The following is a 22,234-nucleotide window of genomic DNA, read 5'->3' as shown; positions in this document are numbered from 1 at the left end:
CTTAGATGGCTGATTTGACAGATCTGGTCAGTAAAATGAGGCAGGTTGCCGACGCCCAGGCTGATAAGGCGGAGGCTGAAAAGAACGGCAGCGCTTCAAAGGAGACCGGTAAAGAAAGAAGTGCCGAGGACAGTGCAAGATTCAAGGAAATCAAGGCTGTCCTCGCAAGAAATAAAATCACAAGGGGAATATCACCCGAGAAGCTCCGTGTAATCTTAGAGGAGCTTGGTCCCACATACATCAAGCTTGGTCAGATAATGTCGATGCATTCCGACATTCTGCCGAAGCGTTATTGTGATGAGCTCGCAAAGCTCAATTTTGACGTTCCGCCTATGCCCTTTAATGAGGTGATCGAGGTCATAGAGGACTCCTATGGAAGTCCCTGCACGGACATCTACGAGTGGATTGATGAAAAGCCCCTCGGTTCGGCTTCGATTGCGCAGGTGCACAGGGCCAGGCTTAAGAATGTATCATCAGAGGACAGCATCGGTGATGTCATCATAAAGGTCCAGAGAAAGGGCGTTTATGAGATCATGAGCCGCGATATCAGCCTCTTGCACAGACTTGTAAAACTCATGCCGCCGGTCGGAGATCTTAAGAATATCGTGGACCTTGATATGGTTTTAGATGAGATGTGGGCCGTAGCTAAAGAGGAGATGGACTTTTTTACGGAAGCCTGCAACATGGCTGAGTTTGCCCGCAACAACAAGGATGTCAGATATGTTGGATGTCCCAAGATGTTTCCGGAGTACTCGACGGACAAGGTTCTTGTCATGGAGTACATTGACGGATGCTCGATTGATGATGTTGAGTATCTCACTGCACATGGGTATGATCTCGATGAGATTGGTGAAAAATTCGTCAACAACTTTATCAAACAGGTTATGAATGACGGCTTCTTTCACGCGGATCCTCATCCCGGCAATGTCAAAGTAAGAGATGGCAAGATCATCTGGATTGACATGGGGATGATGGGCAGACTATCAGAAAGAGACAGACGACTGATGGTTCGCGGCGTTCGAGGTATTGCCCTCCATGATATACAGGCTGTGGAAAATGCGGTTCTCGATCTCGGACAGGTGAGCGGAACTCCCGACAGAGATAAGCTCTATATTGATTTGAAAGGCTTCATTGAGCAGTATGGCTCGGTATCTTTCGGAAGTCTTGATATTGCTGCAGCGCTCCAGTGCCTCATGGATATTATGAAGGAAAACGGAATCGCGCTTCCACACGGAATGACGCTTCTATGCAGAGGGCTTGCGCACATGCAGGGCGTACTTGCAACCATAAGTCCTGAGATAAATATGCTCCAGATTGCGACTGCCAGAATAACCGATGAGTTTATTGAGAATCTCGATATCAAGGAAGAACTCATGAAATACGGCAGGGCACTTTATCGTGCTGCGGATAAAGGAATTGAACTTCCTTCGCTGACAGCGCAGGCGATGAAGGAATATCTCGCCGGCCAGAGTAAAGTGAATATCACGATAAGCTCATCCAAGGAAGTGGATGAACTAATCTATTCATCTATCAGAAATGTGGTTATAGGTCTTGGAGTTGCCGCTCTTCTGATCTCATCCAGTATAATGTGCCTTACAGAGATGAAACCTCAGGTTTTCGGAATCCCTGTTCTTGGTGCGCTTGGATTTGTCTTTGCCATGGTGGTCAGCGGCTTTTTGGTAATAAGAAATATAGCGCTAAAGATTGCCTACAGAAGGCGGCGCAGAAGAAAGAATAAACATTTATGATTGCTTTACAGATAAAAAACACAAGACAGTTTATGTCTGTGCTCCTTGCATCTGAGGTTTTTGATGAATTTTTGCTTGAGAGCGCAGAGCTGCAGATTGCGAATACATACACAATTGACGGACATGTGAATAGGGAGTTTTTCGGGGGTGACAGCGAAAAGCCTGAATATGAGCTTTCCAAATGGAGCGAGCTTAAACCTGTCTGCTATGAACTGATAAAGGGTAAAAACACCCCGGTTTCCTTCAAATTCATCATGTGCGTCGCACCACCCAGGAAGGATGAACTTTTGCCTGATGACCTGCGGCAGATTGTGTCGTCTTTAGTTTTTATCTTGAAATTCAAGGAGGGGCATATCACCATCACTACAGGAGCAGCCCTCTCGGGCTTCACTCTGGACAAATCCTACGAAAAGATTTGGGACGACTATATGAAGCGCTTTCTTGACAGCGTCGGCATCAGCTATGAAGAACTATAAGATGCCTTCCCCTGAGGGGGAAGGTGGCGCGAAGCGCCGGATGAGGGGAAATACCAGGAGGACATCATGATTAAACGACCAGACTATATCAAACCCGGTGACACAATAGGAATTACGGCGCCTTCTTTTGGCCCATCGAGCGAGCCATATCACTCGATGTATTTTTTCGCAAAGAAAAATCTGGAAAACAAAGGCTATAAGATAGTAGAGGGCGATACACTTTTCAAAAACGACGGCATAGGGATAAACACCGATCCGAAGGTGGCAGCAGCTGAGCTTGTGGATTTTTATAAAAGAGATGATATTGATGCAATCATTTCCGCAGGCGGTGGAGAGCTCATGAATGAGACCATAACAAACGTGGATTTTGAGGCTCTTGCAGGCGCTAAACCCAAGTGGTACATCGGATATTCCGACAATACCAATTTTATTTTTCCGCTTGTTACGATCTCGGGTGTGCAGGGAATCTACGGACCTTGCATTTCCGGTTTTTCCAAGAAATGGGAGCTCCCCGAAGAGGATGCCATGGCACTTCTTGAGGGGACAAAGACGGAGTTTTCGGGGTATGAGAAATTTGTAGATCCGGCAAAGGAAGAGAATCCGCTCCCCCGTGATCTGGATCCTTCGGAATATTCGAAAATTGATTTTGATATACCCTATGAATATAATTCGGAAAAAGTGCTCACAAGCTTTTTGTGTAAAAACGGAAAGGCAGAAAAGGCAGGTACCGATACCGAGATAAAAATGAGTGGAATATTGCTTGGAGGCTGCGTTGACGTTCTTGCCAATATGGTGGGTACAAGGTTTGATAAGGTAAAGGAGTTTAACCGGGACCATAAGAATGTAATCTGGGTGCTTGAAGCCTGCGACCTTACTCCGATGAGTTATCGAAGGGCAATATGGAACATGAGAGAAGCGGGATGGTTCGACAGCGCAGCAGGCTTTGTGATTGGAAGACCGCTTACAGCATTCGGACAGGAGATGATGGGAGCAGATCAGTACAATGCAGTGACGGATGTGGTTTCCTGCCTTAATGTTCCTATTATCATGGATGCCGATATAGGCCATATAGATCCGATGCTTCCGGTTGTAATGGGAGCGGAAGCTCTGGTTTGCGCTAAGGGGAATGACTTGAGATTTAAATATGAATAAAAAATCGTTTCGTAAAGAACGGATTGTTTGCTTACGATAGGATTGAAAGGGCTGACTTATATGAACAGAAAAGAATCCGAAAACTTTTTTGACTTCATTCGTTATTTTGCCGCATTTTGTGTGATGTATCTCCATTATACCGGTCATGTTGGCTATTATTATACGTCGCAGTCCGCGAATCAGGTCGCTACTCTGCGCGGAATATCAACTTTCTTCCAACCGACTGTTGTTTTGCTTACCATAGCCGGATTTCTTGCTTCAGCATCTTTTGAAAGATATGGAGAAAGAGTAGGTGTATTTTTAAAAAAGAGGATTGCCAGAATATACATTGATATGTGGCTCAGCATGGCTGTATATGTTGCGGTGTTCTATTTTGTTGTAGGAAAACGCTACGACAGCTCGATGATAAAGTGGGCTATTATTCAGGGCCTCGGATTTGCCAATACGCCTGACTGTCTGAAAAACTTTGCAACCGGCAGCATGAATGGCACTATGTGGTTCTTTACCGTAATTATCCAGCTCTATATAGTGCTGCCTTTTGTAAAAAAGGCTCTGAAGCGATATGGGAAAAACCTGACAGTTTGGCTTGTTGTTGTGGCGGTTTTGGGAGTACTTAATATAGCATCCGGATTTTTGGCACCGCAGCTTTCCGAGACCTGGCAAAAACTGCTCGAGCGCACCTTTATTCCGTATGCATTCTGGTTCTTCGTAGGAGTTATGTTTCACACCTGCGAATTATATAAGAAAGATCATATCGGAAAAGCGGCAATTGCTCTTTTGGCAGTGCAGATCGGGCTAAACTTCCTGCCTGCAAGCGGAATCGGATACTACACCGATTTCCTTCGCGGCACAGTTACATGCCTTTTGACTATAGCTGCGGCATATTCGCTGCCTGCAAAAAGAGCCAGAATAGATGTCACCTATGGGATGTACTTGTATCACTGGCTTTTTATAAATCTGATAATCCACTTTAAGCATTATGAGAGATTCGGATTTGTCATGAACGTTCTGACATTTACGGCAGGAACACTCGTATGCTCTAACATTTTCAGATTATATGCAAGAATAAAAGATAAAATTAGATGAACAAAAGAACCTTCAGTGAGATGATTACTTTCACTGAAGGCTCTTTTGTTTATTGCGCCGCCGCTTTTTATGCATTAAAATATCATTCATGGACTCACTAAAATTTTTATTATCTTATATAGGAATCATAAATATCATCAGTTTTATCTCGATGGGGAATGATAAAAGGAAGGCCAAGAGAAATTCCTTCAGGACACCAGAATCCGTACTGTTTATCTTGGCGCTTATGGGCGGAAGTATCGGAAGCATTCTTGGTATGTATATTTTCAGACACAAGACCAAGCACTGGTACTTTGTGGTAGGAATGCCGCTTATTCTCATCGCTCAGATTGGAATTGTGGTGGCGATAAAAATGTCTCCGCTTGAGATACTTTTCAGATAAGTTTTTTGAGGTTTTGTAATGCATATAGCAGTTTTTGATGACAATATAGCTGACAGAAAGCAGATGGAGCGCCTCTTGCGCCGCCAGTCAGATCGCTATCAGAAGGAAGGAAAAGAGCATTTTTACATCGATCTGTATGGTAATATCCCCGCACTTTTAAGGTTCCCGCAGGTATACGATATCATTTTCATAGATATGGCCAATCCCGATGAAGATGATGAGCGGTTCAAGACAGGCATGGATGTTGCCAAGCTTCTGTTTGAGATAGGTGGGATGAAGAATGTGGTTATGTGTTCTTCTTGCCATGATTACAAAACTCTTGCAAAGGAAGCAGGCATCTATGATGAGCTTCTTTTTATTGATAAGCAGATCCGCGTAAAGGATCTTGAGGAGATTCTGACAGAGTGTGAAAAGAGACTCGGCGATCCGATTCCAACCCTTGAGATGCGCGGCGAGAGACAGACAATCTATGCCAGAGAAAATGACATAATCTGCGCAGAGATGATAGGAGAGAACCAGCTTACTGTTTATCTGACAGAAAACAGAAGCATCAACCTTATCACCGATATTTACAACCTTTTTGAGCAGTGTGCCATATTCACAGCCATCTGTCCTATTTCACAGGATGCAATGATAAACGTAAATCACATAAAGGACGAAGGCTTTGGCTGGGTTATCATGGATACCGATAAAAAACTCAAAGTAGCCTTTGCCTACAGAGGCAACATAAAAGAGATACGAAGACGCCTCGCAGCGAAACAGAAAAACTGAAAAAGAATAATGTTGGATTATGAAGGAATCCCCCATATATATGTATAGAGACTCGTTCGATTATGCGTTTTTCGCAACGAGAACGAGAATCTATACATATATATGGGGGATGGTGTTTATTATTCAGTATTATTTATTTTTCTCAACTTCCTGCATCTTCATGGCGCGAACCTTGCATGAGAGACCGAAGAGATTGATGAAGCCCTCGGCGTCGTGGTGATCGTAGAGGTCACCTGTTTTGAAGGAAGCGATTGACTCATTGTAGAGTGAGTAGGGTGATGAAGTGCCGGCCTTGATGATGTTACCCTTGTAGAGACGGAAGGTAACTTCTCCTGTTACGTACTTCTGGGTTGACTCGATGAAAGCCTGTTCTGCCTCACGAAGAGGAGTGAACCATTTTCCTTCATATACAAGATCTGCGAACTTATTGCCCATATCCTTCTTCATGGTGTAAGTATCACGGTCAAGGATAAGCTCCTCAAGCTGCTGATGAGCCTCATACAGGATTGTTCCGCCGGGTGTCTCATAGACGCCGCGGGACTTCATACCTACAACACGGTTCTCAACAATATCTACGATACCGATTCCGTTTTCACCGCCAAGCTTATTGAGAGTGCGAATGATGTCTGAAACCTTCATCTCTTTTCCGTTGACTGACTTGGGAACACCGCCTTCAAATGTCATGGTTACGGTTGTGGGCTCATCGGGAGCATCCTCGGGTGTGCAGCCGAGAACCAGAAGGTGCTTATAATTTGGAGCCTGTCCGGGATCCTCGAGCTCAAGTCCCTCGTGTGAGATGTGCCAGAGGTTACGGTCACGGCTGTAGCTGCTGTCAGCTGAGAAGGGAAGATTGATGCCGTGCTGTTTGCAGTATTCAATCTCTGATTCACGGGAATCCATGTTCCACTTATCACTTCTCCATGCAGCGATAATCTTGATGTCGGGTGCAAGAGCCTTGATTCCGAGCTCGAAACGGATCTGGTCGTTACCCTTACCTGTAGCGCCGTGGCAGATAGCAACTGCGCCTTCTTTTCTTGCAATTTCAACAAGCTTCTTGGCAATAAGAGGACGAGCCATGGATGTTCCAAGAAGGTACTTATTCTCATATACAGCGTGAGCCTGAACACAGGGAACAACGTATTCATCACAGAACTCATCGATAACATCCAATATGTATAACTTGGAAGCTCCGCAGCTCTTAGCTCTCTCATCAAGTCCGTCAAGTTCTTCTTCCTGTCCGCAATCTATGCAGACACAGATTACTTCATAATCATAATTTTCCTTAAGCCACGGGATGATCGCTGTTGTATCAAGTCCTCCCGAGTATGCAAGTATAACCTTATCCTTAGCCATGTTTTCCTCCTTAATAAATGCGTGATGTATAAAAATCTGAACGATTTATAAGGAATATACACCACCTTGTGATTAAATGCAAGTGTTTTATGCATAAAAATTTATAAAATGCAGGTTTAAGTGCATAAATATAAATAATGCTTGCATAAAACAGTTTTGTTGATTATACTAAAGTGCAAAGCATATAATAAATGATACGGGGGAAACGAGATCTTTTAAGAAAATCCTGTATGCATAATAATATGCATAAGATTCAGAAACGCTGAATGAATAATACATTATAAGGAAGGCGCAGAAATGATTAAGGTAGGAATTATCGGAGCTACAGGTTATGCAGGAGCGGAGATCGCAAGACTGATTTACAGCCATCCGCAGGCGGAGATCGTGTGGTACGGCTCCAGAAGTTATATAGATGAGAGATTCAGTTCCGTTTACGGAAACTTCTTTAATATAGTAGATGAGAAATGCCTCGACGATAACATGGACGAGCTTGCAGAGAAAGTGGATGTTATTTTTACGGCAACTCCCCAGGGCCTTTGCGCAGGACTTGTTAATGATGAAATTTTGAGCAAGGTTAAGATAATCGATCTGTCGGCTGACTTCAGAATTAAGGATGTTTCCGTATATGAAAAGTGGTACGGCATCGAGCACAAGTCGCCCCAGTATATAGAGGAAGCGGTTTACGGACTCTGTGAGATCAACAGGGATAAGATAAAGGGAGCGAGACTGATCGCTAATCCCGGATGCTACACAACCTGCTCGATTTTAACAGCTTATCCTCTTATTAAAGAGAAGCTCATTGATCCTAAGACACTCATAGTCGATGCGCTTAGCGGTACTTCCGGAGCAGGCAGAGGGGCGAAAACACCGAACCTTTTCTGTGAGGTTAATGAGAGCGTAAAGCCCTACGGCGTGACCAATCACAGACACACACCCGAGATTGAGGAGCAGCTTGGATATGCGGCAGGTGAGGAATTTACAATCAACTTCACACCTCATCTGATTCCCATGAACCGAGGCATTCTTGCGACAGAGTACGCATCACTTATGAAAAAATCGGACGGATCGCTTCCCACTGCAAGTGACATAAGGGCTGCTTATGAGAAATATTATAAGGATGAGAAGTTTATCAGACTTTTACCTGATGGTGTATATCCGGAGACAAAATGGGTTGAGACAAGCAATTTCGTTGATATAGGTTTCAAGATAGATGAGCGCACAGGTCGAGTCATCATGATGGGAGCAATAGATAACCTGGTAAAAGGTGCTGCCGGTCAGGCTGTTCAGAACATGAACATTATGTTTGGCTTTGAGGAAAGCATGGGACTTGATTTCGTTCCGGCATTCCCGTGATGAGAGAACCTGGCGAGGACCTTATATATTAAGTGCTTTTGGAGGAAACGTCATGGTACGGGTAATGACTATAGATGATTATGAAGAAGTTTACGCTCTTTGGAATTCGATAGAGGGTTTCGGAATAAGAACTCTTGATGACTCACTGGAAGGAATAACAAGATTTATCAATCGAAATCCAAATACATGTGCGGTGGACATTGAAGACGACAAGATAGTCGGAGCCATTCTTTGCGGACATGATGGGAGACGAGCATGTTTCTATCATGTTTGTGTTAATAAAAATTACAGGCGTCATGGAATCGGCAAAAAGATGGTTGAGTTCTGTATTGAGAGATTAAAGGAAGAGAAGATCAACAAAGTCTGCCTTAATGCGTTTGTTACCAACAAGGTCGGGAATGCTTTCTGGCAGCGAATGAACTGGATGCTTCGCTCGGACATGAACTATTACGACTTTACATTAAATGAAAATAACTTCACTGAATTTGTTGGAATTTAAGACCTAATGCCTTCCCCTGGGGGTGAGAAATATTAAAGCCTTCCCCCTAAGGGGGAAGGTGTCAGCGAAGCTGACGGATGAGGGTAGATAAGGAGAAAACCATGAAAATAATAACAGGTGGTGTTACAGCTGCTAAAGGTTTCAAGGCAGCAGGCGCAGAAGCAAATATAAAATATAAAGATCGCAAGGACATGATGCTTATTTACAGCGAGTCACCTTGCACGGCAGCAGGCGTTTTCACAAGCAACGTGGTAAAAGCGGCTCCGGTCCTTTGGGACAAGGAAATATGCAGTGGAATTCAACCCGTACATGCAATAGTAGGTAATTCGGGAATTGCCAATGCCTGTACCGGTGAGGAGGGCAAAAAGGTTTGCGCTGATACAGCTGCTGAGGTTGAGCTGCTTCTAAATCTTCCTGAGAATTCTGTTCTGGTCGCATCTACGGGTGTAATCGGTATGCAGATGAACATGGATGCAATAAAGCGCGGCATTGTGCAGATGGTTCCGCAGCTTTCGGATTCAGAAGAAGCCGGGACAGATGCAGCGAAGGCAATAATGACAACAGATACTTATCCCAAACAGATGGCTGTCACATTTGAAGTGGGTGGTAAGCAGTGCACCATGGGAGCCCTGGCAAAAGGATCCGGGATGATTCATCCTAACATGTGCACAATGCTTTCATTTATAACAACAGATGTTTCGATATCACATGAACTTCTTCAGAAGGCCTTGAAGACAGTGGTTGTGGATACCTTTAACATGATTTCCGTTGACGGAGACATGTCAACGAATGACTCTCTCATGGTTCTTGCAAACGGAGAAGCAGGAAATCTGGAGATCACGGAAGAAAATCAGGATTACGAAGCCTTTAAGGAAGCTCTTTTTACTATCTGTAAGGAGATGGCGAGAAAGCTTGCGGGTGACGGAGAAGGTGCAACCGCACTTTTCACAGCACATGTTATGAATGCGGACACAAAAGAAAATGCCAGGACACTGGCAAAGTCTGTTATCTGCTCATCTCTTACAAAGGCTATGATATACGGACACGATGCTAATTTCGGACGCATTTTATGTGCACTTGGCTACTCGGGTGTACTGTTTGATCCGGATAAAATCGAGCTTTCGGTTGAGAGCTGCGATGGAAGCCTATTGTTATTTAAAAACGGAGAGCCGCAGGCTTTTGATGAGGAATATGCATCTAAAGTACTTTCGGCAAAAGAGGTTATCGCGAAGGTGGATATGCATTCGGGAAGTGAGGAGGCCTGTGCCTGGGGCTGCGATCTCACCTATGACTATGTAAAAATCAATGCTGATTACAGAAGCTGACACCCGGTATTTAAAGAAAAAGGAGAGGAACCATGGATACAGATATGCAGGAAGTAATGAAAAAAGCTGAGGTGCTGATCGAGGCACTTCCATATATTCAGAAGTTTAACCGCAAGATCATCGTCGTAAAGTATGGCGGAAGTGCTATGGAGAGTGAAGAATTCCAGAAGAATGTCATCAAGGATGTGACACTGTTAAAGCTCGTCGGCTTCAAGCCCATCATCGTCCACGGCGGCGGAAAAGCAATCAGCAAGTGGGTAGGCAAAGTCGGAAAGGAAGCGGAGTTTGTAAACGGCCTTCGCGTTACCGATGAAGAGACCATGGAGATAGCGGAGATGGTTCTTAATAAGGTGAACAAGTGCCTTGTAAGAATGGTTCAGGAGCTTGGCGTTAAGGCAATCGGAATAAGCGGCAAGGATTCCGGACTTTTGAAGGCTAAGAAGAAGTTTTCAGGAGGCCAGGATATCGGCTTTGTCGGGGATGTCGAGAAGGTAGATCCCAAGATCCTTTACGATCTTATGGACAATGATTACCTGCCTATCATCGCACCTGTAGGAATGAATGAGAACTTTGAGACCTTCAATATAAATGCGGATGATGCGGCCTGTGCCATAGCTAAAGCCGTAAATGCCGACAAGCTTGCTTTCCTTACGGATATTGAGGGAGTTTACAGGGATATCAATGATCCATCCTCGTTTATTTCAAGACTTACCTGCTCTGAGGCGGATGCGCTTATTGCGAGCGGTAATATAGGCGGAGGAATGCTCCCCAAGCTTGAAAATTGCTCAAATGCAGTAAAAGAGGGAGTTCACAGAGTGCATATTCTTGACGGGAGAATACCGCATTGTCTGCTGCTTGAGTTCTTTACCAATAAGGGTGTCGGAACCATGTTCATGCCCGACGGAGAGGAGATTTGAAAATGGCAACCATGAAAGAATATATTGATGAAGCCGAGCGTGATCTGCTTCACACCTACAACAGATATCAGGTGGTACTTGATAAAGGCGAGGGTGTTCATCTCTATGACATAGAGGGAAAAGAATATCTGGACTTTGTATCAGGCATAGGAGTTTTTGCTCTGGGATACGGTAATAAAGAGTACAACGATGCTCTTAAGAACCAGATTGATAAGGTTATTCACACCTCAAATTATTATTACAACGTGCCCGCAATAGAAGCGGCCAAAAAGCTTAAAGAAGTTTCCGGTATGGACCGTGTTTTTTTTACAAACAGCGGGGCAGAGGCTGTTGAGGGTGCGCTCAAGGCAGCAAGAAAATACGGCTTTTTAAAGGACGGAAGGACAGATCATGAAATAATCGCAATGAATCATTCCTTCCACGGAAGAACCTTCGGGGCACTTTCCGTTACCGGAAATGCTCACTATAGGGACGCTTTTCAGCCTATGATAGGTAACATCCGTTTTGCAACCTACAATGATTTTGAGAGCGTTAAAAAGCAGGTTACAGATAAAACAGTTGCCATAATAATGGAAACCGTTCAGGGTGAGGGTGGAATTTATCCTGCAACTGAGGATTTCTTAAAGAATGTAAGAGCACTTTGCGATGAAAAGGATATTCTTCTTATTCTTGACGAGATACAGTGCGGTATGGGAAGAACAGGCTATATGTATGCATGGCAGAAGTTCGGTGTTAAGCCCGATATCATGACAACAGCCAAGGCGCTTGGATGCGGAGTGCCGGTAGGTGCTTTCTTGATGACTGAAAAAGTGGGACAGAATTCACTTGTGGCAGGTGATCATGGTACTACTTACGGTGGTAATCCCCTTGCCTGTGCGGCAATCGACAAAGTCCTTGATTTATTCGAGACTAACCATATAATAGATAACGTGAGACAGGTTTCGGAATATCTCGAAGAGCGTTTGGACGATCTGAAAAATCGCTATGATTTCATCGTGGATCGCAGAGGCAGCGGACTTTTACAGGGACTTGAACTTGATCGTCCCGTAGGAGAGATTATCGGAAAAGCGCTTGATAAAGGACTTATTCTTATAAATGCAGGAACAAATGTTATCAGATTCATTCCTCCGCTTGTAATAACAAAGAAGGATGTTGACGATATGCTGGATATTTTGGAAGCTTGTCTTTAAGTAATCACTAAAAATTTTTATGTGAGGTTATCTATGAAGATAAGATTCAGGCTGCTTGGAGCGGTTCTGGTTATAGCACTGCTCGGAGCAGCTTTTTATTATTCCAGGTCAGGAATAAATCTCCATGAGGAGCGTTCGATTTTCGGCGCAAATGACAAGACAACCATAAGACTGTGGTACACTGATGATTCCATGACGGATTATCTTACCGGTAAGGCTGTTGAGTACAATAAGAAGAGTAAGACCACCAGAGCTGAGATACAGCTGGTTTCCGGCCTTGAGTATCTTGAGGAGATAAGTAAGGCATCGGTTCAGGGAGATAATTATCCCGATGTTTTCATCATGACACACGACAGCCTTGAGAAGGCTTATCTTGCAGGACTTGCGGAGGAAATAAAAAAGCCGGAGCTCCTGGAGGATGAGACTCTTGGTTTTAGTGATGCTGCGAAGAATTCGATCACCTATAAGGGAAAATATATCGCATATCCCTACTATTTTGAAACAAGTTCACTTTTATATAACAGAACTTATCTGGAAGACGAGGTACGCGCGCGCAGACAGGCTGAGCTTGATGCTGCGGAGGGCGAACTTGCGCAGGCAGCTGCGGATGCCGGAGAGATAGAGGGCGAGGATATCACGCAGGCCGAGGATGCACCTGTGCCTGAAATCAGTGAAGATGCCGAAAATGCAGATGGCGCAGAGTATGTGGAAGAATCCGCGATTTCCGCTGAAGAGGTAGAGGCGGGTGTTAATGAGATGCTTCCTTCCACTATCGAAGATATTCTTCTTTTCGCAGATAATTATAATGCCCCTGATACTGTTGAATCGGTATTCAGATGGGATGTTACCGATATTTTTTATAATTATTTCTTTGTGGGTAATTATCTTAATCTTGGTGGACAGTCTGGAGACGATACCAGTCAGATCAATGTCTACAATGAAGATACTATCAACTGCATGAGCTTTTATCAGCAGCTCAATCAGTTCTTTGCCATAGATGAGAGTGTGGTTACTTATGAGAATGTTTTGCAGGACTTTATTGACGGCAAAACAGTATTTACCGTTGCGACAACCGATGCTGTAGCTAAAATAGAAGAGGCTAAGGCTGCCGGCAACTGCAGCTTTGAGTATGGGGTGACCACAATGCCGGCTCTTAACGATACCTATGGAACAAGAACCATGTCCGTTACTGAGTGTCTGGTGGTTAACGGATACTCGGAGCATCAGGAGAAAGCGAATGATTTTGCAGCTTTCCTTTGCAGTGAGAACACAGATACTTGCTATACAATGAGTGGCAAGCTTATCGCGCACGAGGGGATCCCTTACGGAAATGATTCGCTTGATTCCTTTGTCAGCGTTTATGCCAAATCGGTTCCCATGCCCAAGCTTATGGCTACCAGTAATTTCTGGGTACAGCTTGAGATTGCCTTTTCCAATATATGGGAAGGTGCAAATGTTAACGATACCTTAAAAACATTGTCTGAAAATGTTAAGCTTCAGATAGGCGGAACAGAGGTTACTGAGGAGCGGCTTCCGGATGCTTCTATCGTTATTACCGAGGGGCAGGAAGAATAAATGTTTACAAATTAAACAAAAGAATACTCTTTATGGCTGTCTTTTTTGTAATTGTTACGAAAATATTACAGCCATCTTGTTTTTAAAAATCTTTTCCGTTATTATGTTTATTGGACTTAACTAAGTCTATGCGTGGTGGGGCCTCCACATTGTGGAGGAAACATGCATAAAAATATTACGAAAAGCTTTATAATTTCAATTTTGACCGGGATGCTTATATTATCCGGATGCAGCAGGAAAAATGCTGAACTGGTGCTCACAGAGCCGGACAGAACCTCTGAGACTGTTTCAGTACAGGATGATAGGCCGGTGTCTGATGCTTCAGGGAGCGAATCTGCCGAAACTCAAAATTCTTCATCAGCAGATTCAGTTAGCTCTGCGGAGGCGGATACAGCCTCAGATACGACAGTAAAAGAGGAAAAAAGCAATCTTCCCGAGACAATCATGGTTCATGTGTGCGGAGCAGTTCTCTGCGAGGGAGTGTATGAACTTCCGGGTGGCAGCAGAGTTGTTGATGCTGTTAAGGCAGCAGGTGGCTTTTCAGAGGAAGCGGACAGCGATTATATAAATCAGGCGTTGGTGCTTTCCGATGGTGTTAAAGTCAAAATTCCGACTCTGGAAGAAACTGCAATTTCTGCGCAAAACGGGAATGTTCAGACAGATATTTCCGTTGAACCGGGTAGTGATACAGCGGGTGTGACCGGGATGAATGAGGACAGTTCTTCTTCCTCTGAATCCGAGGGCGGCAAGGTCAATATCAATACAGCTGATGAGACCCAGCTGTGCACAATTCCGGGCATAGGACCGGGCAGGGCAAAAAATATTCTTGCCTATCGTGAAGAAAACGGTAAATTCGGAACAATCGATGATATCAAAAAAGTTTCAGGTATCAAAGATAAGTTCTTTGCAAAAATAAAAGATTATATAACAGTTTAAAGAATTAAATGGAGTGGAAGAAATGGCGAAGAAGGTACTGGTTGTTGATGATGAAAAGACAATTGTAAAAGGAATACGTTACAGTCTTGAGCAGGATGGTATGAAGGTTGATAGCGCTTTTGATGGTGAGGAAGCCTTGCAGCTTGCACATGCCAATACCTATGACATTATTCTACTCGATGTTATGCTTCCGAGAATGGATGGTTTTGAAGTTTGTCAGCAGATAAGGGATTTTTCGTCCGTACCGATTGTTATGCTTACAGCTAAGGGTGATGATATGGACAAAATCCTTGGCCTTGAGTACGGAGCTGATGATTATATTACAAAGCCTTTCAATATACTCGAGGTTAAGGCCAGAATAAAGGCAATCATGAGAAGAACCACTAAACCTGAGACACAGGCTAAAGTGCTTACATTTGGAGATCTTACGATCAATGAAGAGTATAGAAGAGTATATGTTGGCGACAGAGAGATAAATCTTACCAGCAGGGAATTTGATGTTCTTGAGTTCCTGGTATCTACTCCGGGCAAGGTTTACAACAGAAGTGAACTTCTGCACGCTATATGGGGAGAGGATTTCCCCGGAGATGAGAGAACGGTTGACGTTCATGTTAGGAGACTCAGGGAAAAGCTTGAGGTTAATCCCAGCGAGCCAAGGTATGTAAGAACAAAGTGGGGATCAGGCTATTACTTCCAGGCATAAATGAGATTCAGGCAAAAATTTTGGAGCCAAGATGATATACAACCCATTTAAAAGTCTTAGATTTAGAATATTTTTGATTGTTTTTCTCACGGGGCTTGTTTCATGCCTCGTGATTCATTCTGCAATTCTTGAAAGCTACGAGGATCGTGCTGTCAATGTCAGAGAATCGGAAGTGTCTACGCAACTGATGATTCTGGCTAATCACCTGATAAATTACAATTATTTTTCGGATACGACTTCTGATGTCATAAACGCAGAGCTTGACCTTATTGCGAACCTTTATGATGGAAGAGTTATTGTCATTGACAGTGATCTGAAAATTCGCAAGGATACATACGGCATAAGTGAGGGAAAAACCATAATTTCCGACGAGGTAGTCAAGTGTCTGAAGAATGGTACCTCAGGATCAACTGCCGTTTATGACAAGAATAACGGCTATATTGAGATGACGGCGCCGATCATGGAGACGCTGACCTATGAGACAGGAGATGTGGCCCGGAAGGAAGAAAAACAGGATGTTGTCAGAGGCGTTCTGCTGATAAGTGTTTCGACCGATTATATCAGTGCTACCATGGATATTCTGACAAGAAGAGCGATGACGATAGAGGTTATTGCCATAATTGTAATCCTTGTTATGGCCTTATATATGTCAGGAAGACTTCTTAAGCCTTTTGACAGAATTACATCTGCTATCAATGACGTTAAGGCAGGATTTACAAACGAACCTATAGCAGGATCTGATTATTATGAGACAGAACACATTATAAATGCGTTTAATCAGCTTCTCCTCCGAATGAATGCACTTGACGCCTCAAGACAGGAATTTGTTTCTAACGTTTCTCATGAGCTTAAGACGCCCATTACATCCATGAAGGTGCTGGCAGATTCTCTAATTATGCAGGAGGATGTTCCGAATGAGGTCTACAGGGATTTTATGGAGGATATAGCAGCTGAAGTAGACAGAGAGAATCAGATAATAAATGACCTTCTTGAGCTTGTCAGAATGGATAAGAAGGCTACAGCACTAAATATCACTTCAGTTGACGTGGTTCAGATGATGGAGATAATCCTTAAGCGAATCAGGCCTATTGCTCAGAAGCGTAACATAGAATTGACACTGGAAACTACAAGAGAGATAACAGCTGAAATTGATGAGGTTAAGCTTTCACTGGCACTTATGAACCTTGTCGAAAATGCGGTTAAATATAATAAGGACGACGGATTCGTCAAGGTTAAACTGGATGCAGACCATCAGTATTTTACCTGTGAAGTGAGCGATTCGGGAATAGGTATTCCTGAGGACAGTCTCGACAGGATTTATGAGAGATTCTATAGAGTCGATAAATCAAGATCCAGAGAGATCGGTGGCACAGGACTCGGTCTCGCAATTACTCACAGTGCGATACTGATGCACAGAGGAACAATAGAGGTTAAGAGCGAAGAAAATGTGGGAACTACCTTCACGGTTAGAATCCCTCTGATTTACATGCAGTCACTGGAATAACGGGAGATATGAATACTACATTAAAAAGATTAGTAAACTTAATATTGTGTCTTATGCTTGTTGTTCTGTGCATGACCAGCTGCGCGAATCAGGCTAAGGAAGATGATCCGAACAGGGTACAGGTATACTACCTCAAATCTGATGAGAACGGTATGGTATGCGAAGACTATCATGTTCTCTCTGATATGACAAACACAAAGGCAGTAATAGAAGAGCTTCTCGCAAAGATGAGAACAATGCCGGAAAAGCTCGAATATGAGGCACCTATTTACGGCCCGGTTAATCTTCTTTCGTATAAAATAAATGGTGATGTACTTACGCTTAATTTTTCAAGTACCTACACCACTACCGAGAAGACTACGGAAATTCTGGACAGAGCGGCAATGGTTCGTACACTGACACAGGTTCCCGGCATTCAATATGTGACTTTTACTGTTGAAAATACACCGCTTTTGGATAGTAATGGGAATATCATAGGCAACATGTCTGCAGATAACTTTGTTTATAACGCAGGTAATGAGATAAATACCTATGAGAAGGTTGAGCTCGTTCTCTATTTCGCTACGGATGATGGGGAGGAACTCATACCGGTTTACAGAAGTGTCGTGTATAACAGTAATATTCTTATGCAGAGACTTGCTATAGAACAGCTGTTGAAAGGACCAAATACAGATTTGGCACTTCCGACGCTCAATCCTCAGACAAAGATAAATTCCGTTTCTGTAAGAGACGGCGTATGCTATGTTGATTTTGATGAAGGAATCCTTACGCAGGTGGGCAATGTCAGCCCTAAGGCGGCGTTATACTCTCTTGTTAACACTATTTGTGAAACCGCAGATGTTAACAAGGTTCAGATATCTGTGAATGGGCAGACTTCTGCCACTTTCATGGAAAATGTATCTCTCGATACAATATTCGAGAGAAACCTTGATATAGTCAGGGAATAATCTGCTTTTTGCGGTTTTATATTTGTTGGGAATATATAAATGAAGCGACCGCTATGCGCTGTTGGGGGATTATTCGCAGCGGCTGTCTTTTTCCTGCTACTTGTAATACAGGTACAGGAAGGCTCAGAACTGCCTGATCGGGCAGTTGTTACAATTACCGGAACCATATGTGGTAAAGAAGAAAAAATCAGTTCCTATATAGGAGAAAAACAGATTGTTTTGTACCTGAAAAAGGAAGACGGAAGGAAGATTATGCTCTATCTGGATGATGCAGGGTATAAGCTTCCTATGGGATGTATCCTCAAGGTCTCAGGGAAAGTGAGAAACTTTCCGGAGAGTAGGAATCCCGGAGAGTTTGACAGTCGAAGCTATTACAGAATTTTGAAAATTGAATACAGTCTTACGGATGTGAAAATTCTTGGAATCGGTGGAAGAGAAAATGTGCCGGAGGAATTGTTGTACAGAGTTAAGCAGAGCTTTGAAGAGATTCTGGATAGAACAATGAATTCCGAAGATTCCGGAGTAATGAAAGCTATACTTCTGGGAGATAAGAATTGGCTATCAGATGATATTAAAGATGCATTCAAGAAAAACGGCATTATCCATATTATTGCGGTGTCCGGCGTGCACATATCAATTATTGGAATGTCTCTTTACAGGCTTCTTAGGAAAGTGGGCGTGAAAATTCCGGCAGCAGCTGCTATTTCGGTTATAGTAATGCTTATGTACGGAGTTATGTGCGGAATGAGTGCATCAGCATTCAGAGCAATTGTTATGTTTGCTGTCCATCTGGGAGCGGATATTATAGGCAGAACCTACGATATGTTGTCGGCTATGTCTCTTTCCGGAATAATGCTTCTTGTCTCATGTCCGTTATATTTGAAACACAGTGGTTTTTTAATGTCCTTTGGCGCTGTTATAGCGATAGGCTATGTGCTTCCTGCTATGCCTGACACTATCAGAACAGGTAAGCTTAAGTTTATGGCAGCAAGCCTTTCCATAGTGCTTGTTACCTTGCCGGTGAATATGTGCTTTTATTACACATATCCGGTTTATTCCATAGTCCTCAATCTGTTTGTTCTTCCGCTTATGTCTGTGCTGATCCTTTTGGGAATAGCGGCTATTATTTTTGGCTATGTATTTCTTCCCGCAGGGATAGTGAGCGGAATAGGATGTCACCTGATATTGAAATGGTTTCTGCTTTGTTGTAATACCGGAAGTTCAATACCCGGCAATACATGGTATGCGGGACATCCTGAGATTTGGCAGGTTTTGATTTACTTAATCCTTTTGGGAGCATTTGTTATTATTAAGCTCAAAACCCATAAGCCGGTTCCGAGTACAGATTCTGCAAAAAGACGATTGGATGAAATCAGAGAGCGGAAGTTTGACATAATAAGGCATGTTTTTTTGTTTGCAGGTTTATGCGTTTTGTGTCTGAGAATAAGGCCGGAACTGCGGATAACTGCTTTAGATGTCGGCCAGGGTGACGGAATAGTTATAGAGACTAAAACCGCCAATTATCTTATAGATGGCGGTAGTACATCCAAGAAGCAGGTTGCAAAATATCAACTGATACCATTTTTGTCATATCAGGGAATAGGCAGGCTTGATGCAGTGATCATGACTCATGAGGATGAAGATCATGTGAGCGGAATCCTCGAACTTTTTGATGAGGTGGAAAAATACAAGGGAGCCATAAAAATTGATAATTTGATTCTTCCTAAGGTTGGTGACAGCTCAAAGGGTGAAAAATACAGAACTCTTGAAGAAAAAGCAAGAGAGCTGGGGATAAATGTTGCATACATTGGAAGAGAAGATAAGATCAGAAACAGAGATGTTGAGATAGAATGTCTTGGTCCTGTGAAAAATATGATAACAGATGAACCCAATGCATATTCAACCGTTCTGTATGTAAAAAAGGGCAGTTTTAAAGGCCTTTTTACCGGTGACGTGGATGGCGTGGGCCAGGATAACCTGCGTGCCTATGTGGGAGCTCACAGAGATAAATTTGCGGACATAACACTGCTTAAAGTGGCTCATCATGGCAGCAGATATACTACGGATGAGGCTTTTCTTGATATAGTTCATCCCAAAGTAGCATTTATAAGCTGTGCACAGAATTCACAATATCATCATCCGCATAAAGAATTACTTGAAAGACTTGACAATATAGGTGCAAAGACCTATATAACCGCGCAAAATGGGGCAATTACAGCATTAGTGAATGATAAAAATGTGAAAATAAAAACGTACTTGGATTAATCTTATAATCGTGAGAATTATGATTTGGGCATAAAACGGCATTATTGTCAAGTACGAGTTATGAACAAAACTGTTCATTTTCCGTAAACTATAGACTAATTCATTCCTTTATAATGTGTGTTAGAGAAGGAAGAGATGAGGTGAGTAATGAAGAAATTTGTTGCGGGCGCCATGTTAGTATTTTTGGTGCTGCTGGGAACTTTTAGTTTCTCAGGAATAGTTCATGCTTCATCAGCTGAGAATTCAGCTGTTATGTATGAGACAACAGAAAATTCTGAAAATGCAGACTCAGACGATAGCGAGGGGGAGGAAGAGGCTGAGGTTCTCGGTGAGAAGCGAGATCAGTCTGATAAGTTTGTCCTCGGTATCGAAATTGCTATATCTCTGACCTTCGCAATTGGACTCATCGCTGCCAGTCATGGCGCAGATGTCAAGTGAGTCGGGTATGAAATTATATATATACTTGAAGACCGCAGGCTGGGGAGCCTGCGGTCTTATTCGTGTATAGCATTTTATATGTTATTAAATGGATTTGTATCCCTTGTTTACCAGGATATTCTCAACAGCGTAAATATCATCTGTATGCATAACCATGATGGGAAGACCTGATTCACGATTGAAGGACAGATAGATATAGTTAACATTGATATTGCTCTCGTAAAGTGACTTCAAAATGTTGTCCAGAGCTCCAACAGCATCGGGACACTCTATTCCAAGAACATGAGTGGTCTTGCAAATATAACCTTCATCACCGAGAACCTTGATGCATTTTTCCGGATCTGAAACGACCATTCTGATTATTCCGTATTCGGCAGAGTCATTCGTAACCGATCCGAGAATATTTATGTCATTTTTCCTGAGAATTCCTGTGATATTCTGAAAACACCCCTTTTTGTTTTCAGCGTAAATAGATACCTGCTTTAACATTATGACTCCTCCCATAAAAGATTAAGCCGAAAACTCGCTTATTATGTTATAATATACAACATATTGTGATTGTGGGGCAAGGAAATAATATGGCTGCAAAGAAGACGACAGATTATCCTGTCAAGCAAAAGCAGATAAATGAGGATATTCAGACAGGTAAATTCAGGCCATGCTATCTTGTATACGGCGAAGAGGCCTATTTGCGCAACCAGAACAGGGATAAACTTCGTGAGGCCCTTCTTGGCGGTGGAGATAAGATGAATCTCCAGCACTATGAGGGCGCAGGGATTAATCCCGCTGAGGTAATTGACATGGCCGAGACGCTGCCATTTTTTGCAGAGAGACGTGTCATAGTCATTGAGGATAGCGGATTTTTTAAAAACGGATGCCCCGAACTTGCTGATTATTTAAAGAACCCTGCCGAAACAACTGTTTTTTTATTCGTGGAATCGGCAGTTGACAAGCGAAAGGACATGTATAAGGCAGTAAGTAAGGCCGGCCTTGACATAGACTGCGAGACACCGGATGAACAGATGCTATATAGATGGATTACCGGGAAAATGAAGGCTGAAGGTAAAACGATTAGCGCCAGGGCTATTGCGTATTTTATCAGCCGTGTCGGAACCGATATGTCCAATATGGTCCACGAGATGGAGAAACTCATCAGTTACACTCTCGGAAGAAATGAGGTGACTGAAAAGGATATAGATGCTGTTTGCGCCAACTGGCTTACAAGCAGGATTTTTGAGATGACAGATGCTATTGTTATGAAAAATCAGGCGAAGGCGATGAACATCTACTATGAACTGCTTGCGTTAAAAACCGCACCGGAACAGATTCTTGCGCTCATTATGAGACAGTTCAACCAGCTCCTTCAGGTTAAGGAGATGACCGAGTATTCTGCCAATAAGGGCGATATAGCCAAGAAGCTGGGAATACATCCGTTTGTTGCGGAAAAGCTTATGGGATGGTCCAGAAGCTACCAAATGAAGGATTTAAAGGATTCGCTTGAGATGTGCCTTTCCAGCGACGAGGCTGTAAAATCAGGCAAGCTTGACAGAATCATAAGTGTTGAAATGATTATAGTTAAAGCGTCATCAAGATGAATGTAAGGAGGGAAATCAT

The 22,234-nt window shown here is 43.1% G+C and carries 21 protein-coding genes; 19 read left to right on the top strand and 2 right to left on the bottom strand.

Annotation, left to right across the window (positions count from 1 at the left end; genetic code table 11):
- Positions 1-5 precede the first annotated feature (5 nt).
- The 6 genes from G596_RS22585 (at position 6) to G596_RS0116190 (ending at position 5,615) form a co-directional block, all read left to right on the top strand.
- On the top strand, positions 6-1,748 hold the full coding sequence (locus G596_RS22585) for an ABC1 kinase family protein (RefSeq protein ID WP_242829206.1): 1,743 nt from the start codon (positions 6-8) through the stop codon (positions 1,746-1,748).
- Positions 1,745-2,224, top strand: coding sequence for a DUF5721 family protein (locus G596_RS0116210; RefSeq protein WP_022762877.1), 480 nt, complete (start codon positions 1,745-1,747; stop codon positions 2,222-2,224). The genes G596_RS22585 and G596_RS0116210 overlap by 4 nt, the downstream gene beginning before the upstream one ends.
- A 66-nt stretch (positions 2,225-2,290) precedes the next feature.
- Entirely contained in the window at positions 2,291-3,376 is a 1,086-nt protein-coding gene (locus tag G596_RS0116205) for a S66 family peptidase (RefSeq protein WP_022762876.1), read from the top strand.
- A 60-nt stretch (positions 3,377-3,436) separates the two neighbouring features.
- On the top strand, positions 3,437-4,462 hold the full coding sequence (locus tag G596_RS24055; protein ID WP_022762875.1) for an acyltransferase family protein: 1,026 nt from the start codon (positions 3,437-3,439) through the stop codon (positions 4,460-4,462).
- 88 nt (positions 4,463-4,550) lie between these two features.
- The gene (locus G596_RS0116195) at positions 4,551-4,844 is read left to right on the top strand and encodes a DUF1294 domain-containing protein (protein ID WP_022762874.1); all 294 of its coding nucleotides are present in this window, start codon (positions 4,551-4,553) and stop codon (positions 4,842-4,844) included.
- Positions 4,845-4,862: 18 nt separating this feature from the next.
- Entirely contained in the window at positions 4,863-5,615 is a 753-nt protein-coding gene (locus tag G596_RS0116190) for a hypothetical protein (protein ID WP_022762873.1), read from the top strand.
- Between the two features lie 129 nt (positions 5,616-5,744).
- Here the strand turns inward: G596_RS0116190 and G596_RS0116185 are convergent, their stop codons facing one another.
- Positions 5,745-6,968, bottom strand: a complete 1,224-nt coding sequence (locus tag G596_RS0116185; protein WP_022762872.1) for an argininosuccinate synthase — start codon at positions 6,966-6,968, stop codon at positions 5,745-5,747.
- Positions 6,969-7,265: 297 nt separating this feature from the next.
- On the opposite strand from G596_RS0116185, the gene argC reads away from it, so the two are divergent.
- From argC to G596_RS0116125, 12 genes are all read left to right on the top strand, one after another.
- Positions 7,266-8,321, top strand: a complete 1,056-nt coding sequence (argC, locus tag G596_RS0116180; RefSeq protein WP_022762871.1) for an N-acetyl-gamma-glutamyl-phosphate reductase — start codon at positions 7,266-7,268, stop codon at positions 8,319-8,321.
- 52 nt (positions 8,322-8,373) lie between these two features.
- A complete protein-coding gene (locus tag G596_RS0116175) occupies positions 8,374-8,820 on the top strand; it encodes a GNAT family N-acetyltransferase (protein ID WP_022762870.1) in 447 nt (148 codons plus the stop codon).
- A 101-nt stretch (positions 8,821-8,921) separates the two neighbouring features.
- A complete protein-coding gene (argJ, locus tag G596_RS0116170) occupies positions 8,922-10,145 on the top strand; it encodes a bifunctional ornithine acetyltransferase/N-acetylglutamate synthase (protein WP_026671389.1) in 1,224 nt (407 codons plus the stop codon).
- 32 nt (positions 10,146-10,177) lie between these two features.
- Positions 10,178-11,062 (top strand): acetylglutamate kinase, encoded by an 885-nt coding sequence (argB, locus tag G596_RS0116165; RefSeq protein WP_022762868.1) that lies wholly within the window; start codon positions 10,178-10,180, stop codon positions 11,060-11,062.
- Positions 11,063-11,073: 11 nt separating this feature from the next.
- Positions 11,074-12,252, top strand: coding sequence for an aspartate aminotransferase family protein (locus tag G596_RS0116160; RefSeq protein ID WP_081646780.1), 1,179 nt, complete (start codon positions 11,074-11,076; stop codon positions 12,250-12,252).
- Between the two features lie 33 nt (positions 12,253-12,285).
- A complete protein-coding gene (locus G596_RS22575) occupies positions 12,286-13,827 on the top strand; it encodes a sugar ABC transporter substrate-binding protein (RefSeq protein ID WP_022762866.1) in 1,542 nt (513 codons plus the stop codon).
- Positions 13,828-13,989: 162 nt separating this feature from the next.
- Positions 13,990-14,763, top strand: a complete 774-nt coding sequence (locus G596_RS0116150) for a helix-hairpin-helix domain-containing protein (protein ID WP_022762865.1) — start codon at positions 13,990-13,992, stop codon at positions 14,761-14,763.
- A gap of 22 nt (positions 14,764-14,785) precedes the next feature.
- Positions 14,786-15,466 carry a response regulator transcription factor gene (locus G596_RS0116145; protein ID WP_022762864.1) on the top strand — a complete coding sequence of 227 codons (681 nt, stop codon included), beginning with the start codon at positions 14,786-14,788 and terminating at the stop codon, positions 15,464-15,466.
- Between the two features lie 31 nt (positions 15,467-15,497).
- A complete protein-coding gene (locus G596_RS0116140) occupies positions 15,498-16,970 on the top strand; it encodes a sensor histidine kinase (protein ID WP_022762863.1) in 1,473 nt (490 codons plus the stop codon).
- Positions 16,971-16,978: 8 nt separating this feature from the next.
- Complete coding sequence (locus G596_RS0116135; RefSeq protein ID WP_022762862.1) at positions 16,979-17,917, top strand: GerMN domain-containing protein; 939 nt, start codon at positions 16,979-16,981, stop codon at positions 17,915-17,917.
- A gap of 39 nt (positions 17,918-17,956) precedes the next feature.
- Positions 17,957-20,182, top strand: coding sequence for a DNA internalization-related competence protein ComEC/Rec2 (locus G596_RS0116130; RefSeq protein WP_022762861.1), 2,226 nt, complete (start codon positions 17,957-17,959; stop codon positions 20,180-20,182).
- A 147-nt stretch (positions 20,183-20,329) separates the two neighbouring features.
- The gene (locus tag G596_RS0116125) at positions 20,330-20,620 is read left to right on the top strand and encodes a hypothetical protein (protein WP_022762860.1); all 291 of its coding nucleotides are present in this window, start codon (positions 20,330-20,332) and stop codon (positions 20,618-20,620) included.
- A gap of 84 nt (positions 20,621-20,704) precedes the next feature.
- Here the strand turns inward: G596_RS0116125 and G596_RS0116120 are convergent, their stop codons facing one another.
- Entirely contained in the window at positions 20,705-21,109 is a 405-nt protein-coding gene (locus G596_RS0116120; protein ID WP_022762859.1) for an acetolactate synthase, read from the bottom strand.
- An 89-nt stretch (positions 21,110-21,198) separates the two neighbouring features.
- Between G596_RS0116120 and holA the strand changes: the two genes are divergently transcribed.
- Positions 21,199-22,215, top strand: a complete 1,017-nt coding sequence (holA, locus tag G596_RS0116115; RefSeq protein WP_022762858.1) for a DNA polymerase III subunit delta — start codon at positions 21,199-21,201, stop codon at positions 22,213-22,215.
- Positions 22,216-22,234 lie beyond the last annotated feature (19 nt).

It is taken from the genome of Butyrivibrio sp. AD3002 (genome assembly GCF_000420905.1).
In the GTDB taxonomy this organism is placed as follows: Bacteria; Bacillota; Clostridia; order Lachnospirales; family Lachnospiraceae; genus Butyrivibrio.
The sequence above is the reverse complement of the archived record's forward strand: the minus strand, read 5'-3'. Positions and strand labels throughout refer to the sequence as shown.